The sequence below is a fragment of the Cupriavidus sp. SZY C1 genome (assembly GCF_032190535.1).
Lineage (GTDB): Bacteria > Pseudomonadota > Gammaproteobacteria > Burkholderiales > Burkholderiaceae > Cupriavidus > Cupriavidus pauculus_C.
The window spans coordinates 1-26,686 of record NZ_JAUANU010000018.1 but is presented as its reverse complement, the minus strand read 5'-3'; the positions used below and the strand labels follow the sequence as shown (position 1 = coordinate 26,686).

Annotated in this window: 17 protein-coding genes; 12 read left to right on the top strand and 5 right to left on the bottom strand. The window is 63.9% G+C overall.

Annotated elements, in window-relative coordinates; genetic code table 11:
- Positions 1-16: 16 nt before the first annotated feature.
- The 5 genes from mzaB to QTN24_RS22530 are packed head-to-tail and all read left to right on the top strand — an operon-like array spanning position 17 to position 7,760.
- The gene (mzaB, locus tag QTN24_RS22550) at positions 17-1,456 is read left to right on the top strand and encodes an MZA anti-phage system associated ATPase MzaB (RefSeq protein WP_313839966.1); all 1,440 of its coding nucleotides are present in this window, start codon (positions 17-19) and stop codon (positions 1,454-1,456) included.
- A gap of 22 nt (positions 1,457-1,478) precedes the next feature.
- On the top strand, positions 1,479-4,304 hold the full coding sequence (locus QTN24_RS22545) for a Z1 domain-containing protein (RefSeq protein WP_313839965.1): 2,826 nt from the start codon (positions 1,479-1,481) through the stop codon (positions 4,302-4,304).
- Positions 4,288-5,295: a PD-(D/E)XK motif protein gene (locus QTN24_RS22540; RefSeq protein ID WP_313839964.1), complete on the top strand. Its 1,008-nt coding sequence runs from the start codon at positions 4,288-4,290 to the stop codon at positions 5,293-5,295. The genes QTN24_RS22545 and QTN24_RS22540 overlap by 17 nt, the downstream gene beginning before the upstream one ends.
- A gap of 1 nt (position 5,296) precedes the next feature.
- A complete protein-coding gene (locus QTN24_RS22535; RefSeq protein ID WP_313839963.1) occupies positions 5,297-7,081 on the top strand; it encodes an AIPR family protein in 1,785 nt (594 codons plus the stop codon).
- A 16-nt stretch (positions 7,082-7,097) separates the two neighbouring features.
- Positions 7,098-7,760 (top strand): hypothetical protein, encoded by a 663-nt coding sequence (locus tag QTN24_RS22530; RefSeq protein ID WP_313839962.1) that lies wholly within the window; start codon positions 7,098-7,100, stop codon positions 7,758-7,760.
- A gap of 385 nt (positions 7,761-8,145) precedes the next feature.
- On the opposite strand, the gene QTN24_RS22525 is transcribed toward QTN24_RS22530, so the two are convergent.
- Positions 8,146-9,501, bottom strand: a complete 1,356-nt coding sequence (locus QTN24_RS22525) for a DNA (cytosine-5-)-methyltransferase (RefSeq protein ID WP_313839961.1) — start codon at positions 9,499-9,501, stop codon at positions 8,146-8,148.
- A 380-nt stretch (positions 9,502-9,881) separates the two neighbouring features.
- Here QTN24_RS22525 and QTN24_RS22520 point away from each other — a divergent pair, with 380 nt between their 5' ends.
- Positions 9,882-10,334, top strand: coding sequence for a DNA mismatch endonuclease Vsr (locus QTN24_RS22520; protein ID WP_313839960.1), 453 nt, complete (start codon positions 9,882-9,884; stop codon positions 10,332-10,334).
- A gap of 258 nt (positions 10,335-10,592) precedes the next feature.
- Here the strand turns inward: QTN24_RS22520 and QTN24_RS22515 are convergent, their stop codons facing one another.
- On the bottom strand, positions 10,593-12,494 hold the full coding sequence (locus tag QTN24_RS22515) for a PhoX family protein (RefSeq protein WP_124683111.1): 1,902 nt from the start codon (positions 12,492-12,494) through the stop codon (positions 10,593-10,595).
- Between the two features lie 352 nt (positions 12,495-12,846).
- Here QTN24_RS22515 and QTN24_RS22510 point away from each other — a divergent pair, with 352 nt between their 5' ends.
- Complete coding sequence (locus tag QTN24_RS22510) at positions 12,847-13,740, top strand: endo alpha-1,4 polygalactosaminidase (protein ID WP_313839959.1); 894 nt, start codon at positions 12,847-12,849, stop codon at positions 13,738-13,740.
- A gap of 67 nt (positions 13,741-13,807) precedes the next feature.
- Here the strand turns inward: QTN24_RS22510 and QTN24_RS22505 are convergent, their stop codons facing one another.
- A complete protein-coding gene (locus QTN24_RS22505) occupies positions 13,808-14,308 on the bottom strand; it encodes a M48 family metallopeptidase (RefSeq protein ID WP_313839997.1) in 501 nt (166 codons plus the stop codon).
- Between the two features lie 43 nt (positions 14,309-14,351).
- Complete coding sequence (locus QTN24_RS22500) at positions 14,352-14,576, bottom strand: hypothetical protein (RefSeq protein WP_124683113.1); 225 nt, start codon at positions 14,574-14,576, stop codon at positions 14,352-14,354.
- A gap of 150 nt (positions 14,577-14,726) precedes the next feature.
- Between QTN24_RS22500 and ettA the strand changes: the two genes are divergently transcribed.
- Complete coding sequence (gene ettA / locus QTN24_RS22495) at positions 14,727-16,394, top strand: energy-dependent translational throttle protein EttA (RefSeq protein WP_313839958.1); 1,668 nt, start codon at positions 14,727-14,729, stop codon at positions 16,392-16,394.
- 66 nt (positions 16,395-16,460) lie between these two features.
- Here the strand turns inward: ettA and QTN24_RS22490 are convergent, their stop codons facing one another.
- Positions 16,461-17,615 (bottom strand): metallophosphoesterase, encoded by a 1,155-nt coding sequence (locus QTN24_RS22490; protein WP_313839956.1) that lies wholly within the window; start codon positions 17,613-17,615, stop codon positions 16,461-16,463.
- A gap of 233 nt (positions 17,616-17,848) precedes the next feature.
- Between QTN24_RS22490 and QTN24_RS22485 the strand changes: the two genes are divergently transcribed.
- The 4 genes from QTN24_RS22485 to QTN24_RS22470 all read left to right on the top strand — a co-directional run bounded on the left by QTN24_RS22485 (position 17,849) and on the right by QTN24_RS22470 (position 26,377).
- The gene (locus QTN24_RS22485) at positions 17,849-20,254 is read left to right on the top strand and encodes a carbohydrate-binding family V/XII (RefSeq protein WP_313839954.1); all 2,406 of its coding nucleotides are present in this window, start codon (positions 17,849-17,851) and stop codon (positions 20,252-20,254) included.
- A 171-nt stretch (positions 20,255-20,425) separates the two neighbouring features.
- Positions 20,426-21,691, top strand: coding sequence for an efflux RND transporter periplasmic adaptor subunit (locus tag QTN24_RS22480; RefSeq protein WP_124683117.1), 1,266 nt, complete (start codon positions 20,426-20,428; stop codon positions 21,689-21,691).
- Between the two features lie 13 nt (positions 21,692-21,704).
- Positions 21,705-24,887, top strand: a complete 3,183-nt coding sequence (locus QTN24_RS22475) for a multidrug efflux RND transporter permease subunit (protein ID WP_313839952.1) — start codon at positions 21,705-21,707, stop codon at positions 24,885-24,887.
- Positions 24,884-26,377: an efflux transporter outer membrane subunit gene (locus QTN24_RS22470; RefSeq protein ID WP_313839950.1), complete on the top strand. Its 1,494-nt coding sequence runs from the start codon at positions 24,884-24,886 to the stop codon at positions 26,375-26,377. The genes QTN24_RS22475 and QTN24_RS22470 overlap by 4 nt, the downstream gene beginning before the upstream one ends.
- Positions 26,378-26,686: the final 309 nt, after the last annotated feature.

Genomic DNA, 26,686 nt, shown 5'->3' with positions numbered 1-26,686 from the left:
ACCCAAGGCCGGGGCAATGATTGAAGCACTACGCGGGTTGGGCTACAGCGCCGCGACTGCTTTGGCAGATATTGTCGATAACAGCATTGCCGCCAAGGCGGCTCACGTGGCGATCCGGTTCGAATGGGCAGACGCCGAGAGTCGGGTTTCGATTCAGGATGACGGTAGCGGTATGAATGCCGAGGCCATCGACAAGGCGATGCGGCTTGGAGAGCGCAATCCACTTGAAGAGCGTGCAGCGGCAGATCTTGGCCGCTTTGGACTTGGCTTGAAGACAGCATCGTTCTCTCAATGCAGACGACTGACCGTAGCGTCCTGCGGACAGGACGGCTTCCATTGTCTAAGGTGGGATCTCGATGTACTGGCCAAATCCACCGGCGACGGATGGTACCTGCTTGAGGGGCCATCACCAGGCTCGAAACCCTGGTTGGAGCCTCTCGAACAAGCAGGGCGCGGAACGCTCGTACTGTGGGAAAGCCTCGATCGAATAGTGACGGATGGCTTCAAGCAGCAGGATTTTCTGGACCTCATCGATCGCGTAGAGCAGCACCTTTCGATGGTTTTCCACCGCTACCTCGAAGGTACGCGTCCGTCTCTGAAAATCACAATCAACGGCAAGCGGCTGTTGCCATGGGATCCGTTCCTGGATGGCCATCCTGCCAAGGCTTGGGAGTCGCCCCTTTCGCGCTCACCCCTTGGAAACGGTGTCGAGGCGAAGTGCCATGTGCTGCCGCACAAGGACAGGCTGAGCCCCAAGGAGTATGAAGATGCTCCGGGACCTGATGGCTGGACGTCGCAGCAGGGCTTCTACGTCTATCGGAACCGCCGTCTGTTGGTGGCCGGTAGCTGGCTCGGACTCGGTCACGGGCGCTCGTGGACAAAGGATGAAGCGCACCGACTTGCTCGTATCCGGCTGGACATACCAAACTCCACTGATGCGGACTGGAAGATCGATATCCGCAAGTCAACGGCTCGGCCGCCCGTTGCCCTGCGAGCATGGCTCATACAACTCGCCGAGAACACGCGTTCGCGTGCGCGTCGGGCCTTCGTGCATCGGGGTATAGCGCCTCGCACCGTGGACAACAAGCCGGTGGAACAGGCTTGGCGCGCTGAGCATTTCGCTGGTGGAATGCGATATCGGATTGATCTCGACCACGCCGCCGTACGCGCCGTCCTCGACGAAGCAGGCAGCTTGCTGCCCCAGGTGAAAGCGATGCTAAGGGTCATCGAGGAGACCATCCCGGTTCAGCGTATTTGGCTCGACACGGCGGAGAATCGGGAAAGTCCGCGAACAGGATTCGCTGGCTCGCCTGCGGAAGAGGTTGCAGATGTCTTGCGAGTCTTATTCCGTACCATGGTCCAGAACAAAGGGATGTCTGTCGAGATGGCACGCGAGCGGCTTCTGCATACAGATCCCTTCTGCAACTACCCACAACTGATATCGACCCTGTCGTAGCTACGGATCTGAAAGGCGCCTGATGCTCAACGAAACGAACAGTCTGAATGTACTGAAGGTTGTCCAGATGCTCTTGCAGGAAGAGCAGGACAAGTCATCCATCACGCCGGCGGTGATCGAGCAGAAGATCTCGCTCGCCCTGATGCTCAATATGGGGTGGCAAGAGGGACTGGATCGCGAGTGGGTGGTGGAGGAGTTGATTCGCCGGTTCAGTGTCTGGCTTGGCAAAGATACGGCGCTGGTAGATGACGTTGGTCACAAGCCATGGCTGACCCCCGAGCGGAAGGCTAACTGGCGCTATTGGCAACGCTATCGTGAATGGCAGGAGGCGAAGCTGCCGTGGTCCGCCATTGATGGCCTCGATGCTTCCACCGACGAAGTGTTGGGTTTGCTCGAGGATCCCCTTCGTGTCGGAAGCTGGGATCGTCGCGGCCTGGTAGTGGGACACGTCCAGTCGGGAAAGACAGGCAACTATACGGGACTGATCAGCAAGGCGGCGGATGCAGGTTACAAGATCATCGTGGTCCTCGCCGGCCTGCATAACAACCTGCGATCGCAGACCCAGATGCGGCTCGACGAAGGCTTCCTTGGGTACGCCACCAGCGCCTTCCAGGATGGGGCACTCAACGTTATCGGAGTGGGGGTAATCGACGGCGACCCTGCAATTCGGCCCAACTACGCGACCAATCGATCGGACAACGGGGATTTCAGCGCAAAAGTTGCCAAGAATCTAGGTATTACGCCCGAGCAGCGTCCATGGCTCTTCGTGATCAAGAAGAACAAATCCGTCCTGCAGCGGCTGCTGCACTGGATTAACAATCATGTTGCAAACGCATCGGATCCCGAGACAGGGCGCCGCATCGTTACGAATCTTCCTCTGCTCGTCATCGACGATGAGGCGGATCACGCGTCTGTGGATACGGGGGAGCAACTAATTGGCGAGGATGGCGTTCCCGATTCCGAGCATCAGCCTACGGCGATAAACAGCCTGATACGCAAGATCTTGCATGCCTTCACCAGGAAGGCATACGTAGGCTACACGGCGACTCCTTTTGCCAACATCTTTATTCACGAACGTGGCGCTACGCGAGATGAGGGCCCGGACCTGTTTCCGTCGAGCTTCATTGTGAATCTCGGCGCCCCGTCCAACTACATTGGTCCCGCGAGAGTATTCGGCCTTGCGGGGCCAGATGGTCGAGAGGGAGGCTTACCTCTTGTGCGAGAAATATCCGATCATTGCTCCGAAGATGGCAAGTCGGGTTGGATGCCGGTTTCCCACAAGGCAACCTATCGTCCGCATGACGCCTCCACCGAGTCCGGACTGCCCGAGTCTCTCAACGAGGCCATCGATGCGTTCATTCTTGCATGTGCGATTCGCCAATCGAGAGGCCAGGGAGGCGAGCACTCTTCCATGCTGGTACACGTGACGCGATTCAACGCCGTGCAACAGGTGGTCCATGAATGCATCGAGAGCTATGTCCGCCATATGCGCCAGCGCGTGTTACGACAGATTGGAAGCGAATCCATCTTGGCGCGCTTGAAAGAGCTCTGGCTGAAAGACTTCGTGCCGACCTCAGAGGCCATGGCTGCATCGTCTTTGGTACCCATAGGTACGAGCGAGACTTGGTGCGACATCGTGGAAGTTCTACCCATTGTCCTTGAAGCTATCAGTGTTCGAATGATAAATGGCACCGCCAAGGATGCGCTCGACTACGCCGATAGTGCCGCCGGGCTGAAAGTAATTGCCGTCGGCGGCGACAAGCTTGCGCGCGGGCTCACGCTCGAAGGCCTCTGCACTAGTTATTTCCTCCGTGCGTCACGCATGTATGACACTCTCATGCAGATGGGGCGATGGTTTGGGTACCGCCCTGGCTACTTGGATGTTTGCCGGCTCTACACGACCAGTGAGCTGGTGGAATGGTTTGAACACATTGCCGACGCTGCCGAGGAGCTAAGGGAAGAGTTTGACCAGATGGCGGCCAGCAGTGGAAAGCCGATTGACTTCGGCCTGAAAGTCAAGTCGCATCCCGTGCTCATGGTCACCTCTCGCCTGAAAATGCGCTCGGCCAGAACTCTTTACCTATCATTTAGTGGAAGCGTCGTGGAAACGGTGACGCTCTTCCGCGATCCCGCAAAGCACAAGAACAATCTTGACGCGTTCCGTCGTCTAACGATGACGCTAGGGCCTTCGCAAGGAACGCCTGTTCTGAAACGGAACGGCACGACGGAGACATGGACAGCGGCCATGTGGAAAAGCGTGTCCTGGGAGGTAGTGGTTGCCTTCCTGCAGGACTACGAGACGCATCCTGAAGCCCTTAAGGTCAACTCGCGAGTGATTGCCGAGTTCATCGCCGCTATGGCAAGAGAGGGCGAGTTGACGTCTTGGACGGTTGCAGTGATCGGCGGCAGTGTAAGCGAGCGGGCTGAGGAGGTCGGAGGGCAAACTGTCCCGCGAATGACGCGTAGGGCGAAAGCGCCGTACGACGATCGCTATTCAATCGGCCGTCTGCTCTCGCCGAGGGACGAGGGTCTCGATATCGAAGAGACCGCCTGGCTTTCGGCTTTGAATGCCACTCGCAAGAAGTGGCATAAGGATCCAGGAAGAAGCTCCGGCACCGAGCCACCGACGGTTCCTAGCGGTATATCGCTTCGCGCTGCGCGTCGTCCTGAAACAGCTCTATTGCTGCTCTACTTGCTGGATCCCGAAGATTCGAACGTCGATTCACTGAAGGGCAAGGGGCCGACGATTGCGTTCGGCATCAGCTTCCCCGGCAGCGATTCTGGCACAAAGGTGGAGTACAAGGTGAACAATGTCCTCTGGGAGCAGCAGTATGGCGCTTCAGAGTAAGTCCGAGATCGCTGTGGCTTGGCGAGCGTTGTCCGTTATGGGGCAGGAGTTCGGCTGGCGATGCATCCCCATATCGACGTCTGGCACCGTCGGCGCCTTGGCCGGCCGACACTGTAGAGATAACGCAGAGGCGATTCTCGTTGGATTTCGAAGGCTGAGCCGGGCGAACCGTGCAGCGTTTCCCAAGGGCAATGGGTTTCGTGTGGAGCATGCAGATCTAGAAGCTGACGGTAGAAAGTGGATAGCGCTGATCCGCGAAGCTTCTGGCTCGCTCGACATGTTCACGTTGATGGTCGAGGACGTATTGTCAGTGCTCGCGTCGCTCGGGACAGCTGATGATGGCGCTCTCTTTCAAGCCTTTCTCGGCCGTATTCGCGCGTGGCAGTCGTTCATGAAGAGCGGTGATCTGGCGCTAGGACCGGAAGCGGAACTTGGACTGGCGGGCGAACTCACTTGTCTGAAGCTGTTGCTGACGAATGGTGTGCCGGCGCAGATTGCCTTGAATGCCTGGGTGGGCCCGCTGGAGGGTCTTCAAGACTTCGAGTTGGGATCGGGTGCAATCGAAGTGAAAAGCACGTTAGCGATTGCTGGTTTTCCCGCGAAGATCATCTCGCTTGAGCAACTCGACGACTCCGTTAGGCAACCGCTTTTTGTGTGCGCTTGTCGATTCCGGATTGGTGACGACGGTATGACTTTGCCGATGCTGGTGAAGACGCTTGAGGATGCTCTGGCCGTGGACGGCGGATCTGTAGCGGATTTTCGTATCTCGCTGCTACACGCGGGCTACCTAGACTCGCAGGCTGTCAGATATGTACGAAAGCTTGCCAATGTGTCGTGTGATTTTCGTCTGGTGACGGAGGGGTTTCCGCGGTTGACGCTCGGTACCGTGCCCCCAGGCGTACGCGCCGCTCGTTACGACATTGATTTGGACCAGGTGGCGGAGGGCACAACCCCGACCACCGAGATGCTTTCAACCCTTATGGGATGGTGAGATGGAACTGCTGGAATTTCTTCATCAGACACAACAACAGATTCGCGCAGAAATGGCTGACAGGACCGGTCCAGGGATCGAAATGCCTTTCGGCGAACTCGTCTTTACCGAAGTCGTCACGAAACACATGGCGGACGCGGGTATGACGTGCGGTGATCCTGTGGCATGCCATTACACAGCGAAGGTCGGTCAAGCCACTGTTCGTCTTAGCGGGTATGCCGTATCCGATGAAGGCGATCACCTCGATCTCTTCATTAACCTCTATCAGGGCGCCACTGAACTCACGACCATCCCGGATCCCGAAGTCGCGAAGGCGGCTGAGCACTGCTCTCGCTTCCTTGCCGCATGCGTGGAAGGAAAACTCGGAACGAAGATGGACGAGTCTAATGACGCTTATCCGATGGTTCTTACCATCGAAAAGGTCTATCGGGATCTCGACCAGATAAGGATCTATGTGCTTACCGACGCACAGGTAAAAACGCGCGTGTTCCGTCCCCGGGAGATTGCCGGGAAGACCGTCAAGCTCGAAGTGATGGATATAGTCCGCCTGTACAACCATTGGCAAGAAGGCAAGCCGCGCGACGAGCTAGTCGTGAACTTCGAGGAAGTATGCGGCCAACCTTTGCCGTGCGTTTGGGTTCCGGGAGAGAATGGAGAGTATGACTATGCAATGACCGTGTTACCTGGTGAGGCGCTGCGATTCATCTACGAGAAATTTGGTACGCGGGTTCTCGAAGCTAACGTTCGATCTTTTCTAAGTCCGAGCAAAGAAGTCAACAAGGGCATCAGTAACACGCTCCGCGAATCCCCCGGACGTTTCATGGCCTTCAACAACGGAATCGTCATCGTTGCCGACGAGGCGCGTATCGGCCGTGTCGAAAGCGGTGCAGGTATCTCTTGGCTGAAGGGCATGCAAATCGTGAATGGGGGGCAGACGACGGCCTCGATGTTCTTTACAAAGAAGAAGCATCCCTCGACAGATCTTGGTCCGGTTCGCGTTCCTGCAAAGATCATTGTTCTGGGTGACCTCGATCAGTCCCGCGAGGAAGAACTCATCGCGGATATCTCCAAGTACGCGAACTCGCAGAACAAAGTAAACGCGTCCGACCTTTCTGCGAACAAGCCGTTTCATGTAGCGATCGAGAAGCTTGCGTTGACGACGTATTGCCCTGATGGATATGGCCGCTGGTTCTATGAGCGGGCGGCTGGCAGTTACAAGGTTATGCTGGAGAGAGAGGGCAAGACAGCCACAGGTATCAAGCGACTTCAGGAATCAATGCCTCCTGCACGCAAGATCACCAAGACCGACTTGGCGAAGTATGTTTGCGCTTGGAAGCGTCGTCCTGATCTTGTAAGCCTTGGTGGGCAAAAGAACTTCAAGGCCTTCATGGAGGAGATGGTGGACGCGCCCGGTGACGGAGAAGAAGCGATTCCGAATGCAGCCGAGTACAAGAGGATGATCGCCTGCGCCATTGTCTTTAAGGCGGCAGAAAAAGCGATTCGGGCAAGCAGAGAGTTCCCGGCGTTCCAGGCGAACATCACTGCATACACGGTTGCAGTGCTGTCGGCATTGAGGGGTGAGGCTATCGACCTTGGCCTTGTCTGGCAGAATCAAAGTATCTCGGAAGATCTGTCGTGCGAGATCGTGTCGCTTGCGAAGGAGGTGAGCGGTTGCCTGCATCGGACTTCTGGCGGCCGAATGATCTCAGAATGGGCCAAAAAGGCAGAGTGCTGGTACGGCGTTTCGACCGCCGCATTCGGTACACGGTTGAAGGCCACCCATTAGTCGTGGAAAGTGAGCAATGCTGTCGCACGATCCCGCTTCCGAAGCTGGTCCCGATCGGGAAGCCGAGATGCTCGGCTTCCCTTTCATCGAGGGATACGGTCTCGATTGGGAAGCCGAAGCCGACGTGCAGGAGCCAGAGGATGACGAGCATTTCCGCCTCCGACTAGAGAGCGTTCAGCGCGAGATCACGGCGCATAAGCCACGCGATAATGGCGAGGATTGGACAACGGTTGAGTTCCGAGTGCCACGGCTGTGGCATGCTCGCTGTGTCGAGGCTCCAAGTGTTTCGCGCCTTGTACGCATTGCACTGTCGGTGGGCCACCTTTCGAAGCTCGAGATCGAGTCCGCTTGCGTCAACGACTTCTGCGAAACAGCCGAGCAAGTTCTGCCGCGGCTGATTCAGCTCCTTCAGGATATCGGAGTCTGCGTTGAGGACACTTCGCTTTGGGAGACAATAGCCAACCCATGCGCGGATTCGGGACATGAGTGGATAGTCGAGGAGGTTCTTGAAGGACTGGCAGATTCATTACCAGGAATTCCGAGATCGGGCTATTGGCAAAAGATTCTGGCAATGGACGGCGCGACACCCGACCCAGGCTTCTCGGATCTATCATCCTTTATGAACGATGCGAGGTTTGGTTTCTGTTACACACTGAGCAGGCATCCGTCCCATGAATGATTTCCGGTTGCTTCCGCCGGGGCCGTTCCCGCGGATGAAATTCATATGACCCGGCGGCGGCTGAATGTGTTTGACGAATCTTTGCCCTCACTAAGCCGGGAGCTCCTTGAAGCACCTCGTGCCCTCTTGTTCATAAAGCGTACCTCGCATTGATCCGGAAGCGCATCCCCTTGGCCTCTCGGCACTGCGACAGCCGTATTCGGGTGATCGAGCTTACCACGGGGCAGGCTGTGCACGTCAATCTTGATGGCAGAGTCAGGGTCCCGCGCGTCGCGCAACAAATGAACATCTGGCTCCTGAGGTTCAATCATCTATGGCTCCAGTGCATTGCCCGTATGTACGACCCAAGAAAACGATTGGACTTTGGCAAGAACTTGAAGAAAGTTCACGTGACAATGGAGGCAAGTGACTTTCCGCTCGAAACTGCCTCAAGGCTCATTGTCGCTACCACCTCCGCGATCTTGAATGCCAATAGCGGAGGTACTGCGTTGCCGACCTGATGGAACTGCTCGGTGCGGTTCCCTTGGAAAAAATAGTTATCAGGGAATGTCTGTAACCGTGCAGCCTCTCGTACCGTTAGGCTCCGGCACTGGCTGGGATCAGGGTGGATGAAGTAATGACCGTCCTTCGCGATATGGCTGGTGATCGTAGTCGACGGACGCCCATACATTTGAACCCTGAAGCGGTCTGCGAACTTGCCAGACTCCCAATTGCGATGCTCAGGCCTGAGTCCGCTCAGCAACGAAAAATCTTCATGCCCCTTCGGCGAGTGTTCGAATGCCTTGGCGAAGGCCGCTGAGAACGCATACCGGCGCAGGTCACTGCTCATATGTCCTCGCGTTTCGGAGTTAAGCCAGACATGGAGGTTGTTGTCGTGATACCAGTACTGCAGTGGCGTTTGCGGCGTGAAATCGACTTGCGATCGATGCAGTCGGAGGTCTCCGGTGCCAAGGTCATCGGCAAGTTTGTCGATTGCATTCTTCAACTCCGCACGCAGGAGAGCTAACTCGTCACGCCTCTTGGTCTCGTTCCAGAGTTCCGTTAGATGTTTCCTTACGATCCTGTGCCATGGCGCCACCTGTTCGGAGCGTCGGCTCAAGTCGCTTCGTAGTTCTGGCAATCCAGCTAGGGCTTCCTCCAAGTGCGCTTGGTTTGCTACAGGTTGAAGTTGTTCGGGAATTGCTCCTAGATCCTTGCGAATGCCCAGCAGAATTACGCGATGGCGTGCCTGCGGAATACCGTAGGCCTCTGCTTTGACGACAAATTCCCGGGCATCGATGTCGTCGGGCGACATGTCACCTTGAAAAGCTATCGGCGAGGCCAGCGAGTGAATGGCATACTCATGCTTTGCGCGCTTGCCCAATGCGACATCGGGGGAGGCGAGATCTTCCAAGATATCGTGGAAGATATGCTGATCGCCTACTCGCGAAGTCAAAATCCCTTTGACGTTCTCCATAACGAAGACGGCGGGCTTGTACTTTTGAATAATCTGCAGGTACTCGCGATAAAGAAAGTGGCGGTGGTCTTCCTCGGGCTTGTAGCCGGCCTTCCCGCGATTGCGCGAGCGACCCACCAAGGAATAGGCTTGGCATGGCGGCCCTCCAATGAGAACCCAAGGCCTGTCCGGGCCAAGTTCGGCGCCCCGGATAGCGCGCTCGAGGTCGGCATTGCCTTCTGGCGTTCCAAGCGTGATGCGACGTGCTTCCTTCTGCGCTTCGTACCAGGCGGCACGCGTCGCCATGTTCCACGGTGTGTCGCTTCGGCCATTGCAGAATTGGTAGTACGATCTGAGGGCAGCGGGACCTTCCCGCTTGAGCAAGCGGTAGAATGCGCGCAATCGCAAGGTTTCGTGAGCGGGCCTGCTCATCTCGGCAGAAACGATAATGCGGAATGCCCTGCCCTCATCAAGGGCAGAGAAACCTTCGCCTAGGCCTCCGGGGCCCGCAAACAAGTCGACGACGGGAATTGGTGTTGAGCGAGGCATCAGTTACCACGGTAAGAGCTTTCAAGAGCGGCACCTTACCAGGAACGGAGCGAGCAGTCGAGTGCGGGCAATCAGGGTTTCTCCGCGCGGCCTACTCCAGCAGGTCTAACTGATTTTATTTTTGCGAGGCGTGGCGAATGGTGGATGTAGTTTCAGCCGAAATTCGGTCCCGCATGATGGCCGGTATTCGGGGCAAAAACACTCGCCCGGAGATGCGATTACGGAGGTTTCTTCATAAGGCGGGCTTTCGATATCGGCTGCACGATCGCTCTCTTCCAGGCACTCCAGACGTCGTACTGCCGAGGTACCGCACAGCTATATTAATTCATGGCTGTTTCTGGCATCGGCATGCAAATTGCCGGTTTGCAACGACGCCGGCTACTAATGCCGAGTTCTGGAAGCGCAAGTTCTCTTGCAATGTGGAGCGAGATTCCCTTGCCGTTGAGAAGCTCCTCTCGGAAGGGTGGCGGGTAATCGTAGTTTGGGAGTGCGGCCTGAAATCAGCGGCCGCGGAGCAGTCGCTCGATTGGCTTCCCGGCTATATCAGCAATGGCTCCGCACGGTTTCTGGAGTGGCCTATAACGACGTAACAGCCGGTTATTGGTGCCCCCTCCTTGCACAAAGGGCCATCTTGTTTTTTTTCGCACGTTGTGACTTTCCTCTCGGGAGAATGACCGGGTTTTGTCCATTACAGAAGTGATCAATGCCGCCATGTTGTTTATGGCTGAGATACGCTTCTTTGCAGCCGGCACCAAATCCCAGCAAAAAGGCCACGCTCCCGCGTGGCCTTTTTTTGCTTTCCCACCATCAAGCCACGAGCCAAACAACCCGGCCCGTGGCATAGCCCATCAAGCCCCCACCGGCTTCCCTTCCTTGTGCCGCAGCACCACCGTCGACGAGCGCGACGGCAGGTTGGCGTCCGGCCAGTTGCCGCCGGCGGCGCCGGTGCCGGTCGGGTGCTGGATGTTGATGAAGAACGTGGTCAGGTCCGGCGTGTAGGCGATGCCGGTGATCTCGCAGCCTACCGGGCCGACCAGGATGCGGCGCGTCTGGCGCGTGGTCTGGTCCAGGTAGTGCATCGAGTTGGCGCCGAAGATGCTGGTGACAGACGAGCCCGTGCCGGCGTCGGTCTGGATCCACAGGCGGCCCTTGGGGTCGACGCGGATGCCGTCCGGGCTGCTGAACGTCGAGCCGACGATGTTGCCCTTCTGGTTGGCGGCGGCGATGGACGGGTCGCCGGCCAGCAGCAGGATTTCCCACTTGAACTTGGTTGCCAGCGGCGAATCGGCGTCCTCGCGCCAGCGCACGATGTGGCCGTGCGGGTTGGTGGCGCGCGGGTTGGCTGCGTCGGTCTGCACGCGGCCGCCGTTGTTGGTCAGCGTGCAGTAGATCGTCTTGTCCTGGCCCACCGTGATCCACTCCGGGCGGTCCATCAGCGTGGCGCCGGCCACGCGGGCGGCGGCCTTGGTGTTGATCAGCACGTCGGCCTGGGTGTTGAAGTCGATGGCCACCGGCGTCGTGGCGCCCGGGGCGGCCTGGGTCCAGTTGCCCGGGTCCGATGCGCCGGCCACCAGGCCGTTCTTGCCCTGGGTCAGTTCGATCCAGTCGCCGGTGCCGTCGGCGTTGAAGCGGGCGGCGTACAGCGTGCCGTTGTCGAGCAGGCTGGCGTTGTTCAGGCGGTTGGTCGCGTCGAACGCGCTCGACGGGATGAACTTGTAGATGCAGCCCGGCGTGCCGTCGTCACCCATGTAGAACGCCACGCGGTTGCTGGCGTCGGCCATGAACGCGGTGTTCTCGTGGTCAAAGCGGCCCATCGCGGTGCGCTTGACCGGCAGGCCGGACAGTTGCTGCAGCGGGTCGATTTCCACCACCCAGCCGTAGCCCTCGTCGGGCTGGGTCGGGTCCAGGTAGTTGTCGGTGGTTTCCTCGCAGGTCAGGTACGTGCCCCACGGCGTATGGCCGCTGGAGCAGTTGTTCAGCGTGCCGATAACCACCGGGCCCACCGCGCTGGCGGCCGGGCCCGAGACACGGTAGGCCGTGTTGCCCGAGTAGCGCTTGTTGTAGAGCGAGTTGCGCTTGACCTGCCACTTGCCGGCCACCAGTTCCACCTCGATGACCGAGACGCCGACCGACGACAGCACCACGCGCTTCTGCTCCGGCGTGGCCGTGGCGGCGTTGTAGGCGGTGGGCAGCAGGATGGCCGCGTCGGGGGCCTCGTGGTTCATCACCAGCAGGCCGCCCTTTTGCGGATCGACGCCCGGGATCTCGAAGAAATGCATGCCGTCGTGGTTGCCGCCGGCCTGCTGCTCGGTCTCCATCGACGTCTGGAACGCGCCCTTGTAGCCGGCCGCGCCTGCCGCGACGGGGTCGCCGGCCGAGAACAGGACGTACGTTTCATACGTGTCCGGCACGGTCACCTGGTTGGCCGTGATCTTCGACGGCAGCGACTGGAAGTTGACGCTGTAGTCCAGCGGCTGCTGGCCCGGTGCCGGGGCGGGCGCGGGGGCCGGGGCAGGTGCCGGCGCGGGCGACGGGGCCGGCGCGGCGCCGTTGTCGTCATCGCCGCCGCAGGCAGCCAGCAGGGTGCCGCCGCCGAACGCGGACAGCAGCGAGACGCCCAGGCTGCCACGCAGCACGCGGCGGCGTGCGGGGTTGGCGGCCACCAGTTCTTCCAGCGTCTGACCCGGGACGGTCTTGTTGCCCTCGGCGTCGCGGCGCGGCGCGCGGAGCTTGTCGGTGATGTACGACATGGATGGATTCCTCCAGATTTTTGTGGGGGCGGCCGCCGTGCGGACGGTGCCGTAGGGATTAGCCGGCCAGATACTAAGGAGGGAATGTGTCGCTTTAGTTACGGAATGACTCGTCATGGAGTCATTGCCGGGGCCGCCGGGGGGCGGCCGGGTGCCGCTTCAGAACGCCGCCGGGGGTCCGATAACGGTGAGGGGGGCAGGTCCGTCAAGGGTTGCGGTGTCCGATGACAGGGTGATGGCATCGGCGCCTGCCTCGCGCATAATCCGCACACGCGGAACATCGACCCTTCCTGAAAAGGGCAAAACATATCCGTCGTTCATTTTTTGTTGGGTACAACAGGAGAGGTCAAACATGCATAGCAAACTGGCAGGCCGCCGCCTTGCGCGACTGGCCGCGGCAACCCTCGTCGCCACGCTCGCCGCCTGCGGCGGAGGCGGCGACGACGACGGCGGGTCCGTGGTGCGGGTGTCCGAAGCCACCACGCTGGCGCCGACGGCCGTCACCACCGTGGACACCGCCACCACGCGCTGGATGCCGTCGCTGAACGACACCTGGCAGCTCCAGCTCCAGGGCACGATCAACACCAGCTACAACGTGGCGGTCTACGACATCGACCTGTTCGATACGCCACAGGCCACCATCAACGCGCTCAAGGCGCAGGGCAAGCGCGTGGTGTGCTATTTCTCGGCGGGCAGCAGCGAGAACTGGCGGCCCGACTATTCGAAGTTCAAGCCGTCCGACATGGGCAACGCGCTGGACGGCTGGGCGGGCGAGCGCTGGCTCGATACCCGCTCGGCCAACGTGCGGGCGATCATGCAGGCGCGCATGGACTTGGCGAAGTCCAAGGGCTGCGACGGCGTGGATGCCGACAATGTCGATGGCTACACCAACAACCCGGGCCTGCCGCTGACGGCCGCCACGCAGCTCAACTACAACCGCTTCCTGGCCGACCAGGCGCACGCGCGGGGCCTGGCGATCGGGCTGAAGAACGCCGTCGCGCAACTGGCCGACCTGGCGTCGTCGTTCGACTTCGCGGTCAACGAGCAGTGCTTCCAGTACAACGAGTGCAGCGGCTATTCGGCGTTCACGGTGCAGGGCAAGCCTGTGTTCAACGTCGAGTACCAGGCGAAATGGAAGGACGCCACCACGCGCCAGAAGCTCTGCGCCAAGGCCAGGGCGCTGAACCTGCGGACGCTGGTGCTGCCGCTGGCGCTGAACGACAAGTTCCGCTATAGCTGCGACTGAACGGACGCGGTAATCGCGCCCGCCCCCGGTCCGATGAAGTTCAGGGCCAGGGGCGCGGACCGGCGGCCTAAGCCTGCGCCGGCCCCCGCTCCATCTCGCGCCACGCCAGGTACAGCCGGGTATCGAACTCCAGCTGGTGATAGCGCGGCTCCATATGCTCGCAGAGCCGGTAGAACGCCTTGTTGTGATCCGATTCCTTGAGGTGCGCCAGCTCGTGCACCACGATCATCCGCAGGAAGTCGGCCGGCGCGTCCTTGAATAGCGACGCCACGCGGATTTCCTTCTTCGCCTTCAGCTTGCCGCCCTGCACGCGCGAGATTGCCGTATGCAGGCCCAGCGCATGCTGCGCCGTGTCCAGCCGGGCGTCGTAGCCCACCTTGTGCAGCGGCGGGGCGCTGCGCAGGTATTCCTGCTTGATCTCGGTGGTGTAGTCGTAGAGGGCGCGGTCGGTCTGGACCAGGTGCCGGTCGGGATAGCAGCGCGCCAGGTGGTCGCCCAGCGTGCCGGCCGCCATCGCGGCGCGCACCTGGTCGAGCACGTTGGGCGGATAGCCGCCCAGGAATCGCATCGGGTCCTTGGCGCCCGGCCGCCAGTCCTGGTTCACGGCCGGGTCAGTGGTGGTGATGGTGGTGGTGCATCCAGCTGTTGTCCAGCGAGTTCACGAAGGAATCGACGGCGTCCTTGTCGCCGGTGGCGTGGCGCATCATCTCGCCACACTTGCAGAAGCCCTGGTACGGCGTGATGTGCGAGCAGGCCGACGTCTTCTGCAGGTACAGCGTGACGGGTTTGGTGCACTTCTTGCACTTGAACTTCAGGGTCAGGGCGGGTTTGCTCATGGGATTCGGCTGAAAACGGCGCGCGAGGCGGAACCCGGCATTGTACCGGCGCCGCCCGACCGGCGTGGGACGCCCCATCGCCCGCCGGCCCGTTTGCTACACTGCCGCCATTCCCCGAATCCCAACCGAATCCAAACCGAACAGGTCCTCATGGCACAGTACGTTTTCACCATGAACCGCGTGGGCAAGATCGTTCCGCCCAAGCGTCACATTCTCAAGGACATCTCGCTGTCGTTCTTCCCCGGCGCCAAGATCGGCGTGCTGGGCCTGAACGGCTCGGGCAAGTCCACGCTGCTGAAGATCATGGCCGGCCTCGACAAGGAGATCGAGGGCGAAGCCACGCCGATGCCGAACCTGAACATCGGCTACCTGCCGCAGGAGCCGCAGCTCGACCCCGAGCAGACCGTGCGCGAATCGGTCGAAGAGGCCCTGGGCGGCGTGTTCGAGGCGCGCAAGAAGCTCGACGAGATCTACGCGGCCTACGCCGAGCCGGACGCCGACTTTGACGCGCTGGCCGCCGACCAGGCCAAGTACGAGGCGATCCTGGCCGCCAGCGACGGCAACAACGCCGAGCTCCAGCTCGACATCGCCGCCGATGCGCTGCGCCTGCCGCCGTGGGACGCCAAGATCGGGCACCTGTCGGGCGGCGAGAAGCGCCGCGTGGCGCTGTGCCGCCTGCTGCTGTCGCGCCCCGACATGCTGCTGCTCGACGAACCCACCAACCACCTCGACGCCGAATCGGTGGACTGGCTCGAACAGTTCCTCACGCGCTTCCCCGGCACCGTGGTGGCCGTCACCCACGACCGCTACTTCCTGGACAACGCCGCCGAGTGGATCCTGGAACTGGACCGCGGCCACGGCATTCCGTGGAAGGGCAACTACAGCTCGTGGCTGGAGCAGAAGGAAAACCGCCTGAAGCAGGAAGAGGCCAGCGAATCGGCCCGCCAGAAGGCGCTGAACAAGGAACTGGAATGGGTGCGCCAGAACCCGAAGGGCCGCCAGGCCAAGTCCAAGGCGCGTCTGGCCCGCTTTGACGAGCTGAACAGCCAGGAATACCAGAAGCGCAACGAAACCCAGGAAATCTTCATCCCGGTGGGCGAGCGCCTGGGCAACGAGGTGATCGAGTTCGACAACGTCAGCAAGGGGTTTGGCGACCGCATGCTGATCGAGAACCTGAGCTTCAAGGTGCCGCCGGGCGCCATCGTCGGCATCATCGGCCCGAACGGCGCCGGCAAGTCCACCTTCTTCAAGATGCTGACCGGCAAGGAGCAGCCGGATAGCGGCGAGATCAAGATCGGGCCGACGGTCAAGATGGCGTTCGTCGACCAGAGCCGCGACGCGCTGGACGGCAACAAGACCGTGTTCGAGGAAATCTCGGGCGGGTCGGACATCCTGACCGTGGGCAAGTACGAGACGCCGTCGCGCGCCTACATCGGCCGCTTCAACTTCAAGGGCGGCGACCAGCAGAAGACCGTGGGCACGCTGTCAGGCGGCGAGCGCGGCCGGCTGCACATGGCCAAGACGCTGATCGCGGGCGGCAACGTGCTGCTGCTGGATGAACCGTCGAACGACCTCGACGTGGAAACGCTGCGCGCGCTGGAAGACGCGCTGCTGGAGTTCGCCGGCTGCGTCATGGTGATCTCCCACGACCGCTGGTTCCTGGACCGCATCGCCACCCACATCCTGGCGTTCGAAGGCGACTCGCACGTGGAGTTCTTCCCCGGCAACTACCAGGAATACGAAGCCGACAAGAAGAAGCGCCTGGGCGAGGAAGCCGCCAAGCCGAAGCGCATCCGCTACAAGCCGATCTCGCGCTGATCGGCGAAACCGGTGTCTCCCGCCCTGCGGGAGCGGGAGACACCGGCACCGCCTTACCCCTCCGCCTTACCCCTCCGCCTTACCCTTCACCAGCCGTACCAGCGTGATCTCGGACGGCGCCCCGAACCGCTTCGGCGGACCCCAGTAGCCCGTTCCGCGGCTCACGTAGATCCACATGTTGTCGTGCCGGTTCAGCCCATGCACATAGGGCTGCTGCATCGGCACGAACAGGTTCCAGGGCCAGAACTGGCCGCCATGGGTGTGTCCCGACAACTGCAGGTCGAAGCCGGCCGCCGCCGCCGCCGGGGCCGAGCGCGGCTGGTGGGCAAACAGCACGCGGGCCGCGGCGCCGGCCGGGGCGCCGTCCAGCGCCTTTGCCGGGTCGCTGCGATGGCTCTCGATGAAGCCGCTCGCCGTGAAATCGGTCACGCCGCCGAGCACCAGCGACGCCTCGCCGCGCGCCACCACCACGTGCTCGTTCATCAGCACCCGCAGTCCCAGCCGCGTCAGTTCCTCAATCCACGACTCCGCGCCCGAGTAGTACTCATGGTTGCCGGTCACCACGTAGGCGCCATGCGGGGCCGACAGCCGCGCGAACGGCGCCGTGTGGGGCGCCAGCTCGCGCACCGACCCGTCCACCAGGTCGCCGGTCACGGCGATGGCGTCGGGCTTGAGCCCGTTCACGGTGTCGACAATGCGGTCCAGGTAGGGCGCCTTGATCGTCGGCCCCACGTGGATGTCGCTGATCTGGGCAATCGTGAAGCCGTGGAACGCCTCGGGCAGCCCGGCGATCGGCACGTCCACCCGCTTGACCCGCGCCAGCCCGCGCGCGTTGAAGTAACCGATGACCGACACGGCGACGGACAGCCCGACCACGGCCGTGGCGCTGTAGAACGCCAGCCCGGCCGGCTGCCAGCCCGCCAGCATCGCCACCAGCAGGAACAGGTCGCGCGCAAAGGTCAGGACCAGCAGCGATGAGAAAAATCCCATCGCGAGCATGCCGGTCCAGCTCAGCTTGTCGGCCCAGCCGCCGGCCAGGCGCCGCGCCATCAGCGCGGCCGGGATCAACAGGGCCGACGCCACCAGCCACAGCACGGCCAGCGCGTGGACGGCCATCGGCAGTGGCAGGGCGGGCAGCAGCCGGGCGCCGATATAGGCGTGCAGCAGGCCAACGATGGCGGTGGGAACGAGCAGGGAACGGCGGGAGCGCCTGGTACTCATGGCAGGGGGGGCGGAGTCGGATTCGGGTGTAGGTGAGGCTGTGCCGGGCAGGCTTCAAGGGCCGGATGACGAATTCGCAACCTGGCCCCTGGGACGATACCGGCGCTCCCCGCCCTCGGACAGCCTAAAAGTGATCTGTCCGTTTTACGGAAAGCTCCTGAATGTTTTCGTCCCACATTGTTCCGGCAACCCCACTAATTTAGATTGAGTTGTCGCCGATTGCCGGAGCTTCCATGTCTTTTGCCACGCCTCGCCCGCTTGGCCGGGTCCTGATTGCCGTCGCGCTGCTCGCGGCCGCCGCGCCGCCCACACTAGCCGCGCGGCCGGCCTCCCAGGCCGGGGCCGCCCAGAAGCTGGCCCCGCTCACGTGGCCGCGCCACTTCGAGGCCGCCGGCGAACAGGTGGAGCTGTACCAGCCCGAGATCGAGAAATGGGAAGGCAACCGGCTCTCCGGCCGCGCCGCCGTGGCAATCGGGCCCCGCGAAGGCACGCCGGTCTACGGCGTGGCGCGGTTCTCGGCCATGGCCGACATCGACAAGCCGTCGTCGCTGGTCCAGCTGTCGAACATCCGCATCGACAGCGTGGACGTGCCCACCCGCCCCCAAGCCGCCGACAAGCTGCGCCAGGCGCTGATCGACCGCGTGGCCGCGCCGGGCCTGACCGTGCCGCTGGAAGAACTGCAGGCCAGCTACGCCGTCTCGCAGCAACTGGCCCGGGCGGCGCGCGTGCCGGTCAAGAACGACGCGCCGCAGATCCTGTTCGCCACCACGCCCACCCTGCTGGTGCATGTCGATGGCGATCCGGCGTGGCGCGACGTACCCGGCACCCCGTTCGAGCGCGCCATCAACAGCCGCGCGCTGCTGCTGCGCGACGGCGGCGGCGAGCTGTGGCTGCAGGCGGCCGGCTACTGGTACCGCTCGGAATCGGCCGGCGGCACGTGGGAGCCGGTGCAGAACCCGCCCGCCCCGGTGCTGGGCGCCGCCAGCCGCATCAAGGCCGCCAAGGACGGGGCCCGGCCCGATCCGATGCTGCCCGCCGACGGCAAGACGCCGCCGCGCCCGCCCGCCGTGCTGATGGCCACGCGCCCGGCCGAGCTGATCCTGACCTCGGGCGAGCCGCAGATGACGCCGGTGGCCGGCACCGGGCTGCTGACGATGTCGAACGCCGACCACGCGGTCTTCATCGACCCGTCGAGCAACCAGACCTACGTGCTGCTGTCGGGCCGCTGGTTCCGCGCGGCCATGCTCAACGGCCCGTGGGAATTCGTGCCGGGCGCCCAGTTGCCGGCCGAATTCGCGCGGATCTCGCCGCAGGACCCCAAGGCCAACGTGCTGGTGTCGGTGCCGGGCACGCCGCAGGCGCGCGAGGCCGAGATTGCCGCGACGATCCCGCAGACCGCGTCGGTCTCGCGCAGCAAGGCCGTGGCGGCCATCACCTACGACGGCACCCCCAGGTTCGAGTCGATCCCGGGCACGTCGCTGCGCTACGCGGCCAACACCGGCACCCCGGTGATCGAGGTCGACCCGTCGCACTACTACGCCGTGGTCAACGGCGTCTGGTTCACGGCCAGCGTGCCCGGCGGCCCGTGGCAGGTGGCCACCGAGGTCCCGTCGGCCATCTACACGATCCCGCCCAGCTCGCCGCTGTACTACGTGACCTACGTGCGGATCTACTCGGTCACGCCGACGACCGTGGTGGTGGGCTACACGCCCGGCTACCTGGGCGTGGTGGTCAATCCCGACGGCACCGTGGTCTACGGCACCGGCTACGTCTACCCGCCCTACGTCGGCACCTATTACTACGGCTATCCGGTGACGTACGGCTATGGGGCCGGCTTTGGCATCGGCGTGGCCGAAGGGTTTGCGTTCGGCTTCGCGGCCGGCGCCATCTGGGGCGCGGCGGTGCCGTACTGGGGCCCGTTCTGGTACGGCGGCGCCAGCTTCGTCAACATCAACCAGGCCAATTTCTACGGCCGATGGGGGCAGGGCACCGTGACCCATGCGGAAGGCTGGAACGCGTGGACGGGTACCCAGTGGCGCGGCACCGCCGGCGCCGGCTACAACGCCGCCACCGGCGCCCGCTTCCAGGGCAGCCAGGGCGCGGCCTTCAACCCGTACTCGGGCAACTACGCGGCGGGGCGCCAGGGGTCGTTCGCCAACCCGTCCACCGGCCGCGAGGGGGCGGCGCGCGGCGGCGTGGTGGGCAACGAATACACCGGCAACGTGGCGGCCGGCCGGCAGGCGGCGGGCTACAACGCGCAGACCGGCCGCGTGGCGGCCGGCGAGGCCGGCATCGCGGGCAACACGCAGACCGGCCAGTACGCGGCCGGCAGCCGTGGCTTCGTGGCCAATCCGAACAAGGACAACGCCGTGGTATGGAACAACGGCAATGTCTATGCTGGTCATGACGGCAACGTCTACCAGCACACCGACGACGGCTGGCAGAAGCACACCGGCAACGGCTGGGAGCCGGTGCAGCCCAACCAGGACATGCAGGGCCGGCTGGACCAGCAGCGGCAGGCGCGCCAGCTTGGCCAGCAGCGCTTTGGCAACGCGGCGGCGCAGCAATGGCAGGGCCGCTTCGCGGGCGGCGGGCGGTTTGGCGGAGGTGGCGGCCGGTTCCACGGGTTCCGGCGCTAGGGGGAAGGCGCGGAAGGGGAGGGGGCGAAGACGGCGCCCGGGGCCGCGGCGGAATCGACGATTTCCCTTAACGTCCCGAATAAAAGATTCATTGGCCGCAGACTTTGTGCGGACATAACCTGCCGACTACACGGGCGCGGTCCGCGTGCCTGGTCCACAGGGGAGCGGCGGATGACTAGGGCAGTGCAGGCGGCGCGCGTGCGCCGGTTCGCGGGTCTGGTAACGACGATGGTCTTGCTGGCGGCGTGCGGCAAGTCCGAGCCGCCGCCCGCGGCGCAGCAGCCGGTGCCGGTGCAGGTCTTCCAGACCCGTGCGCAGGACCTGCCCGTGACGTTCGACTTCGTCGGCCAGACGCAGAGCGACCAGGCCGTCGACATCCGCGCCCGCGTGGCGGGCTTCCTGGTCAAGCGCAACTACACCGAAGGCTCGGTGGTCAAGGCCAACCAGCTGCTGTTCGAGATCGACCACAAGCCGTTCCAGGCCCAGCTCGACGCGGCCCGCGCGCAGTTGCAGCAGCAGAAGGCCCGGCTGGAGGTGGCGCGCGCCAACCTGTCGCGCGTGAAGCCGCTGGCCGAGCGCAACGCCCTGTCGCAGAAGGACCTGGACGACGCCACCGGCAACTTCCACGAGGCGTCGGCCGGCGTGGAGCAGGCCACCGCCGAGGTGGAGACCCAGCAGCTCAACCTGTCGTACACCTACGTGCGCTCGCCCGTGGACGGCGTGTCCAGCTTCGCGGTGCTGCCCGAAGGTGCCTACGTCAGCACCACCAACAGCCTGCTGACGACGGTATCGACGCTGCAGCCGATGCGGATCAACTTCAGCGTGTCGGAGCCGCAGACGCTGCAGTTCCGCGCCCAGCGCCAGGACAAGTCGCTGGTCGTGCCCGATGACCAGCACTACACCGTGACCGTGGTCATGGCCGACGGCAGCGCGTACCCGCACAAGGGCCGCATCACGTTTGCCGACGCCACCTACAACGAGAAGACCGGCACGTTCCTGGTGCGCGCGTTGATGCCCAACCCGGACGGCGTGCTGCGCCCCGGCCAGTTCGTGCGCGTGCTGGTGGAAGGCGCGCGGCGGCCCGGTGCCATCGTGGTGCCGCAGCGCGCGGTCATGCACGGGCCCAAGGGCGACGTCGTGTTCGTCGTCGACAAGGACAACAAGGCGTTGCCGCGCCCGGTGATGGTGGGCGAGCTGTCCGGGTCGATGTGGCGCATCGCCAAGGGCCTGCAGCCGGGCGAGGTGGTGGTGGTGGACGGCGCCGGCAAGCTGACCGAGGGCGCGCCGGTGCGCGTGACCGGCGAGGCGCCGCTGGCGGCCGTGGGCGAGGGCAGCCGGCCAGCGTCGGGCGCATCGGGTGCGTCGGGTGCGCCGGGCGTGCCCGGTGCGTCGGCGCCCGGTGCCGCCCCGGCCTCGGCGCCGGCCGCCAGGACCTGAGCCGGAGGCCGCCATGCTCTCAGCCTTCTGCGTCAACCGGCCCATCTTCGCGATGGTGGTGTCGCTGATCATCGTCATCGGCGGCGGGGTGGCGATGTTCGCGCTGCCCATCGCCCAGTACCCGGACATCACGCCGCCCCAGGTGACGGTCAGCGCCACCTACGCGGGCGCCGACTCCGACACCGTGGCCCAGACCGTGGCCGCGCCGATCGAGACCCAGGTCAACGGCGCGGACAACATGATCTACATGCAGTCCACGTCGTCGCCCACGGGGTCGATGACCCTGAACGTCTATTTCGACATCGGCACGGACCCGGACACCGCGCAGGTGCAGGTGCAGAACCGCGTGAACCTGGCGCTGCCGCAGTTGCCCGACACGGTGCAGAAGACCGGCATCAACGTGCAGAAGCGGTCGTCGAGCTTCCTGCTGCTGATCGCCGTGTACTCGCCGGACGGCCGCTTCGACCAGCAGTACATCAACAACTACGCCAACCTGTACGTGCTGGACGCCATCAAGCGCGTGAACGGCGCCAACCAGGCGCAGATCATGGGCTCGGCGGACCTGGCCATGCGGATCTGGCTGCGCCCGGACCGCATGGCCGCGCTGGGCATCACCGCGCAGGACGTGCAGCGCGCCGTGCAGAGCCAGAACGAGCAGTTCGGCGCCGGCAGCGTGGGGCAGGCGCCCAACGCGCGCCCGGTGGAGCTGTCGTTCCCGCTGGTCACGCCGGGGCGGCTGACCACGCCCGAGCAGTTCGACAACATCATCCTGCGCGCCGACAGCCAGGGCGCCGCCATCGTGCGGCTGCGCGACGTGGGCCACGCCGAGATCGGCCAGCAGCAGTACACGCTGCGCTCGTCGCTGAACAGCAAGGCGGCGACGATCATCGCGGTCTACCAGCAGCCCGGCTCCAACGCGATCCAGGTGGCGAAGGACGTCAAGCAGACGCTCGACGAGATGTCGAAGACGTTCCCGGCCGGCATGGCCTACAAGGTGTCGCTGGATACCACGGAGTTCGTCAGCGCGTCGATCGAGGAAGTGGTCCACACGCTGGTGGAGGCCGTGATCCTGGTGGTGCTGGTGGTCTTCATCTTCCTGCAGAACTTCCGCGCCACGGTGATCCCGGTGCTGGCCGTGTTCGTGTCGATCATCGGCACCTTTGCCGGGCTGCTGGCGCTGGGTTTCTCGATCAACCTGCTCACGCTGTTCGCGCTGGTGCTGGCCATCGGCATCGTGGTGGACGACGCCATCGTGGTGGTCGAGAACGTCGAGCGCAACATGTCCGAATTTCACCTGTCGCCGCGTGACGCCACGCTGCGCGCGATGGAGGAGGTGACCGGCCCGGTCATCGCCATCGTGCTGGTGCTGTCGGCCGTGTTCATCCCGGTGGCATTCGTCTCGGGCACCACGGGCCAGCTCTACCGGCAGTTCGCGCTGACGATCGTCGTGTCGGTGGTGATCTCGGGCTTCTGCGCGCTGACGCTGTCGCCCGCGCTGGCCGCCATGATCCTCAAGCCCGGCCACCACACGCCATGGCGCGGCTTCGTCTGGTTCAACACCAAATTCGACCGGCTGGTGCACCACTACGGCAACTGGGTGCGCGGGTTCATGCGCCGCGTGGTGCTGGCGCTGGTGCTGTTCGCGGTGATGATCGTCGCGGTCTGGCAGATGTTCTCGCGCATCCCCACCGCGTTCGTGCCGGCCGAGGACCAGGGCTACGTGCTGGTGGCCGTGATCATGCCGGACTCGGCCAGCCTGGACCGGACCGAGAAGGTGACCGAGCAGGTGGCGGCCATGTTCCGCGAGCACCCGGCCGTGGAGGACGCCTCGGCGCTGTCCGGCTACAGCTTCATCGACAGCCAGTACAAGACCAACGCCGGCACGGTCTTCGTCGGCATGAAGAGCTTCAGGCAGCGTGACACGGCCGACCTGGGCGTGCCGGCCATGCTGCAGGCCATGACGCCGAAGCTGCGGGCCATTCCCGAGGCCGTCATCATCCCTGTGAACCCGCCGTCGATCCCGGGGCTGGGCTCGCAGGGCGGGTTCGAGTTCTGGGTGCAGAGCCGGGGCACCGGCAACACGGCCGAGCTGGAAGCCGCGACGCGCAAGTTCATCAAGGCGGCGGCCGGTCATCCGGAGCTGGGGCGCCTGACCAGCACCATCCAGTCGGCATCGCGCCAGATGCGCGTGGAGGTGGACAAGGAGAAGGCCGAGACCATGGGCGTGCCGATTGCCGATGTCTACGGCACGCTGCAGACGCAGTTCGGATCGCTCTACGTGAGCCAGTTCTCGCAGTACAGCCGCGTCTGGCAGGTGATCCTGCAGGCCGAGCCGCAGTTCCGCGGCACGCCGAATGACCTGGAGTACCTGTACGTGCGCGGCCGCGACGACAAGATGGTGCCGGTCTCCGGCCTGCTGCTGAACCGCTACGGCAGCGGGCCAGACCTGCTGTCGCGCTTCAACAACTTCCCGGCCGCCAAGATCACCGGCGACGCCGCGCCCGGCTACAGCTCGGGCCAGGCGCTGGCCGCCATGGAGGCCGTGGCGCGCGAGACGCTGCCGGCCGGCTACGGCTTTGCGTGGAGCGGCGAGGCGTTCGAGCAGAAGAAATCGGGCAACACCACCACCATCGTGTTCGTGTTCGGCATCGTCATGGTGTTCCTGATCCTGGCCGCGCAGTACGAGTCGTGGTCGCTGCCGCTGTCGATCCTGACCGCCGTGCCGTTCGGCATCTTCGGCGCGCTGCTGGCCATCCTGCTGCGCGGGCTGTCGAACGACGTGTACTTCCAGATCGGGCTGGTCACGCTGATCGGGTTGGCGGCCAAGAACGCGATCCTGATCGTCGAGTTCGCGGTGATGAAGCACAAGGAAGGGCTGTCGCACGCCGACGCGGCCGTGGAGGCCGCCAAGCTGCGGCTGCGCCCGATCGTGATGACGTCGCTGGCGTTCATCCTGGGCGCGGTGCCGCTGTTCATCGCGTCGGGCGCGGGCTCGAACTCGCGCCATTCCATCGGCACCGGCATCATCGGCGGCATGATCGCGGCCACCACGCTGGCGCTGCTGTTCGTACCGTTGTTCTCGTGGCTCGTCGGCACCGCAGCGGACAAGTGGGCTGCCCGCAAGCGCCGGCGCACGCCGGAAGCCGCCACCACCCCCACCACGCCGCCCACGCCTCCCGCAGGAGAACTATCATGACCAACCGTACCTGCCGCTGCGTGGCGATGGCCCTGGGCGCGGGCCTGATGACGGGCTGCGCCATCGGACCCGACTACGAACGCCCCGAGGTGGCGCAGCCGCCGGCCTACCGGCTCGACACCGGCCTGCTGACCGTGGCCGCCGACGGCGACTGGTGGAACGCGTTCAACGACCCGGTGCTGACCGCGATGGTCGAGACCGCGCTGCGCAACAACTACGACGCGCGCATCGCATCGGCCCGCATCGACGAGTTCCGCGCCCGGCTGATGATCGCGCGCTCGGGCCTCTATCCGCAGCTCAACGCCACGGCATCGGCGGCACGACAGAAGAGCGGATCGTTCAACGGCACGCCGTTCCAGTCGTTCGGCGGCCCGCAGAACAGCTACGAGGCGCTGCTCAACGCGAGCTGGGAGATCGACCTGTGGGGCCGCATCCGCCGCCAGGCCGAGGCCGCGCAGGCGGACCTGTGGAACGCCGAATACACGCGGCGCGGCGTGGTGCTGTCGCTGGCGGCGGCGGTGGTGCAGGGCTACGCCACGCTGCGCGGGCTCGACGCCCAGTTGGAGGTGGCCCAGCAGACGCTGACCACGCGCGGCCAGGCGCTGGACATCTTCCGGCAACGCTACGAAGGCGGCGTGATCTCGCAGGTGGAACTGGCGCAGTCCGAGAACGACTACTACTCGGCCGAGGCGACGATCCCGTCGCTGCGCGCGTCGATCGCCCAGACCGAGAACGCGCTGTCGTACCTGCTAGGCCGCGAGCCGGGCCCGGTGGAACGCGGCGCGACCATCACCGAACTCCAGGCTCCGGCCGTGGGGGCCGACCTCCCGGCGGCGCTGCTGGCCCGGCGGCCCGACATCCTGCAGGCCGAGCAGCAGGCCGTGTCCGCCAACGCCCAGGTGGGCGCCGCGCGGGCGCTGTTCCTGCCATCGGTCAACCTGTCGGGCTTCTTCGGCGCGCTGGCAACGTCGCCAGGCGCGCTCTGGCAGAGCGCATCGCAGATCTGGGGCTTCGGCGCGGGCCTGACCCAGCCGGTGTTCCAGGGCGGCGCCATCCGCGGCCAGGTGAACGCGGCCGAGGCCGTCAGCGCGCAGGCCATGCTCGGCTACCAGTCCAGCGTCATCAACGCACTGGCCGACGTGAACACATCGCTCGCCTCGGGCGTGGAAACCCGCAACCGGCTTACCAGCCTGCGCAAGCAGGAGCAGAGCCTGACGATCTACGCCGATCAGGCGAACGCGCGCTACGAGGGCGGCTATTCGAGCTACCTCGAAGTCACCGACGCGCGGCAGAAGCTATTTACGGTGCAACTGGCCGCCATCCAGGGCCAGGTCGACGTGCTGACCAGCGCCGCAGGGCTTTACAAGTCGCTAGGCGGCGGCTGGCCCGCCGTGCCGACCGACGTGCGCGATGCCGGGATGGTCGGCGACGCACGGGCAACGCTGCCACCGTCAGCGTCGGCATCGACGAGCCCGCCGGCTGCGCAGTGAGGCCGCTCAGCCCGAACGCCGCGTTCGGTTGTCTCCCCTCTCCCGCCACGGCGGGAGAGGGGAGCAAAAACCAGCGGCAAGGTCTGAAGAGGGGAAGCAAAAACCAGCGGTAGAGCCTGAACGCCACCGCCTGTTGTCTCCCCTCTCCCGCCATGGCGGGAGAGGGGCCGGGGGAGAGGGCCAGCGGTGCAAATTGCGACCTGTCGGCAAGCAGATGCTCAACGCCTCACCCTGTAGTGGTCAAGTTTTTTCAGACAGGTATTAAGGTTGTCTGGCGTTTGAACTTGTCCTCAAACTCCTGCGGCGACT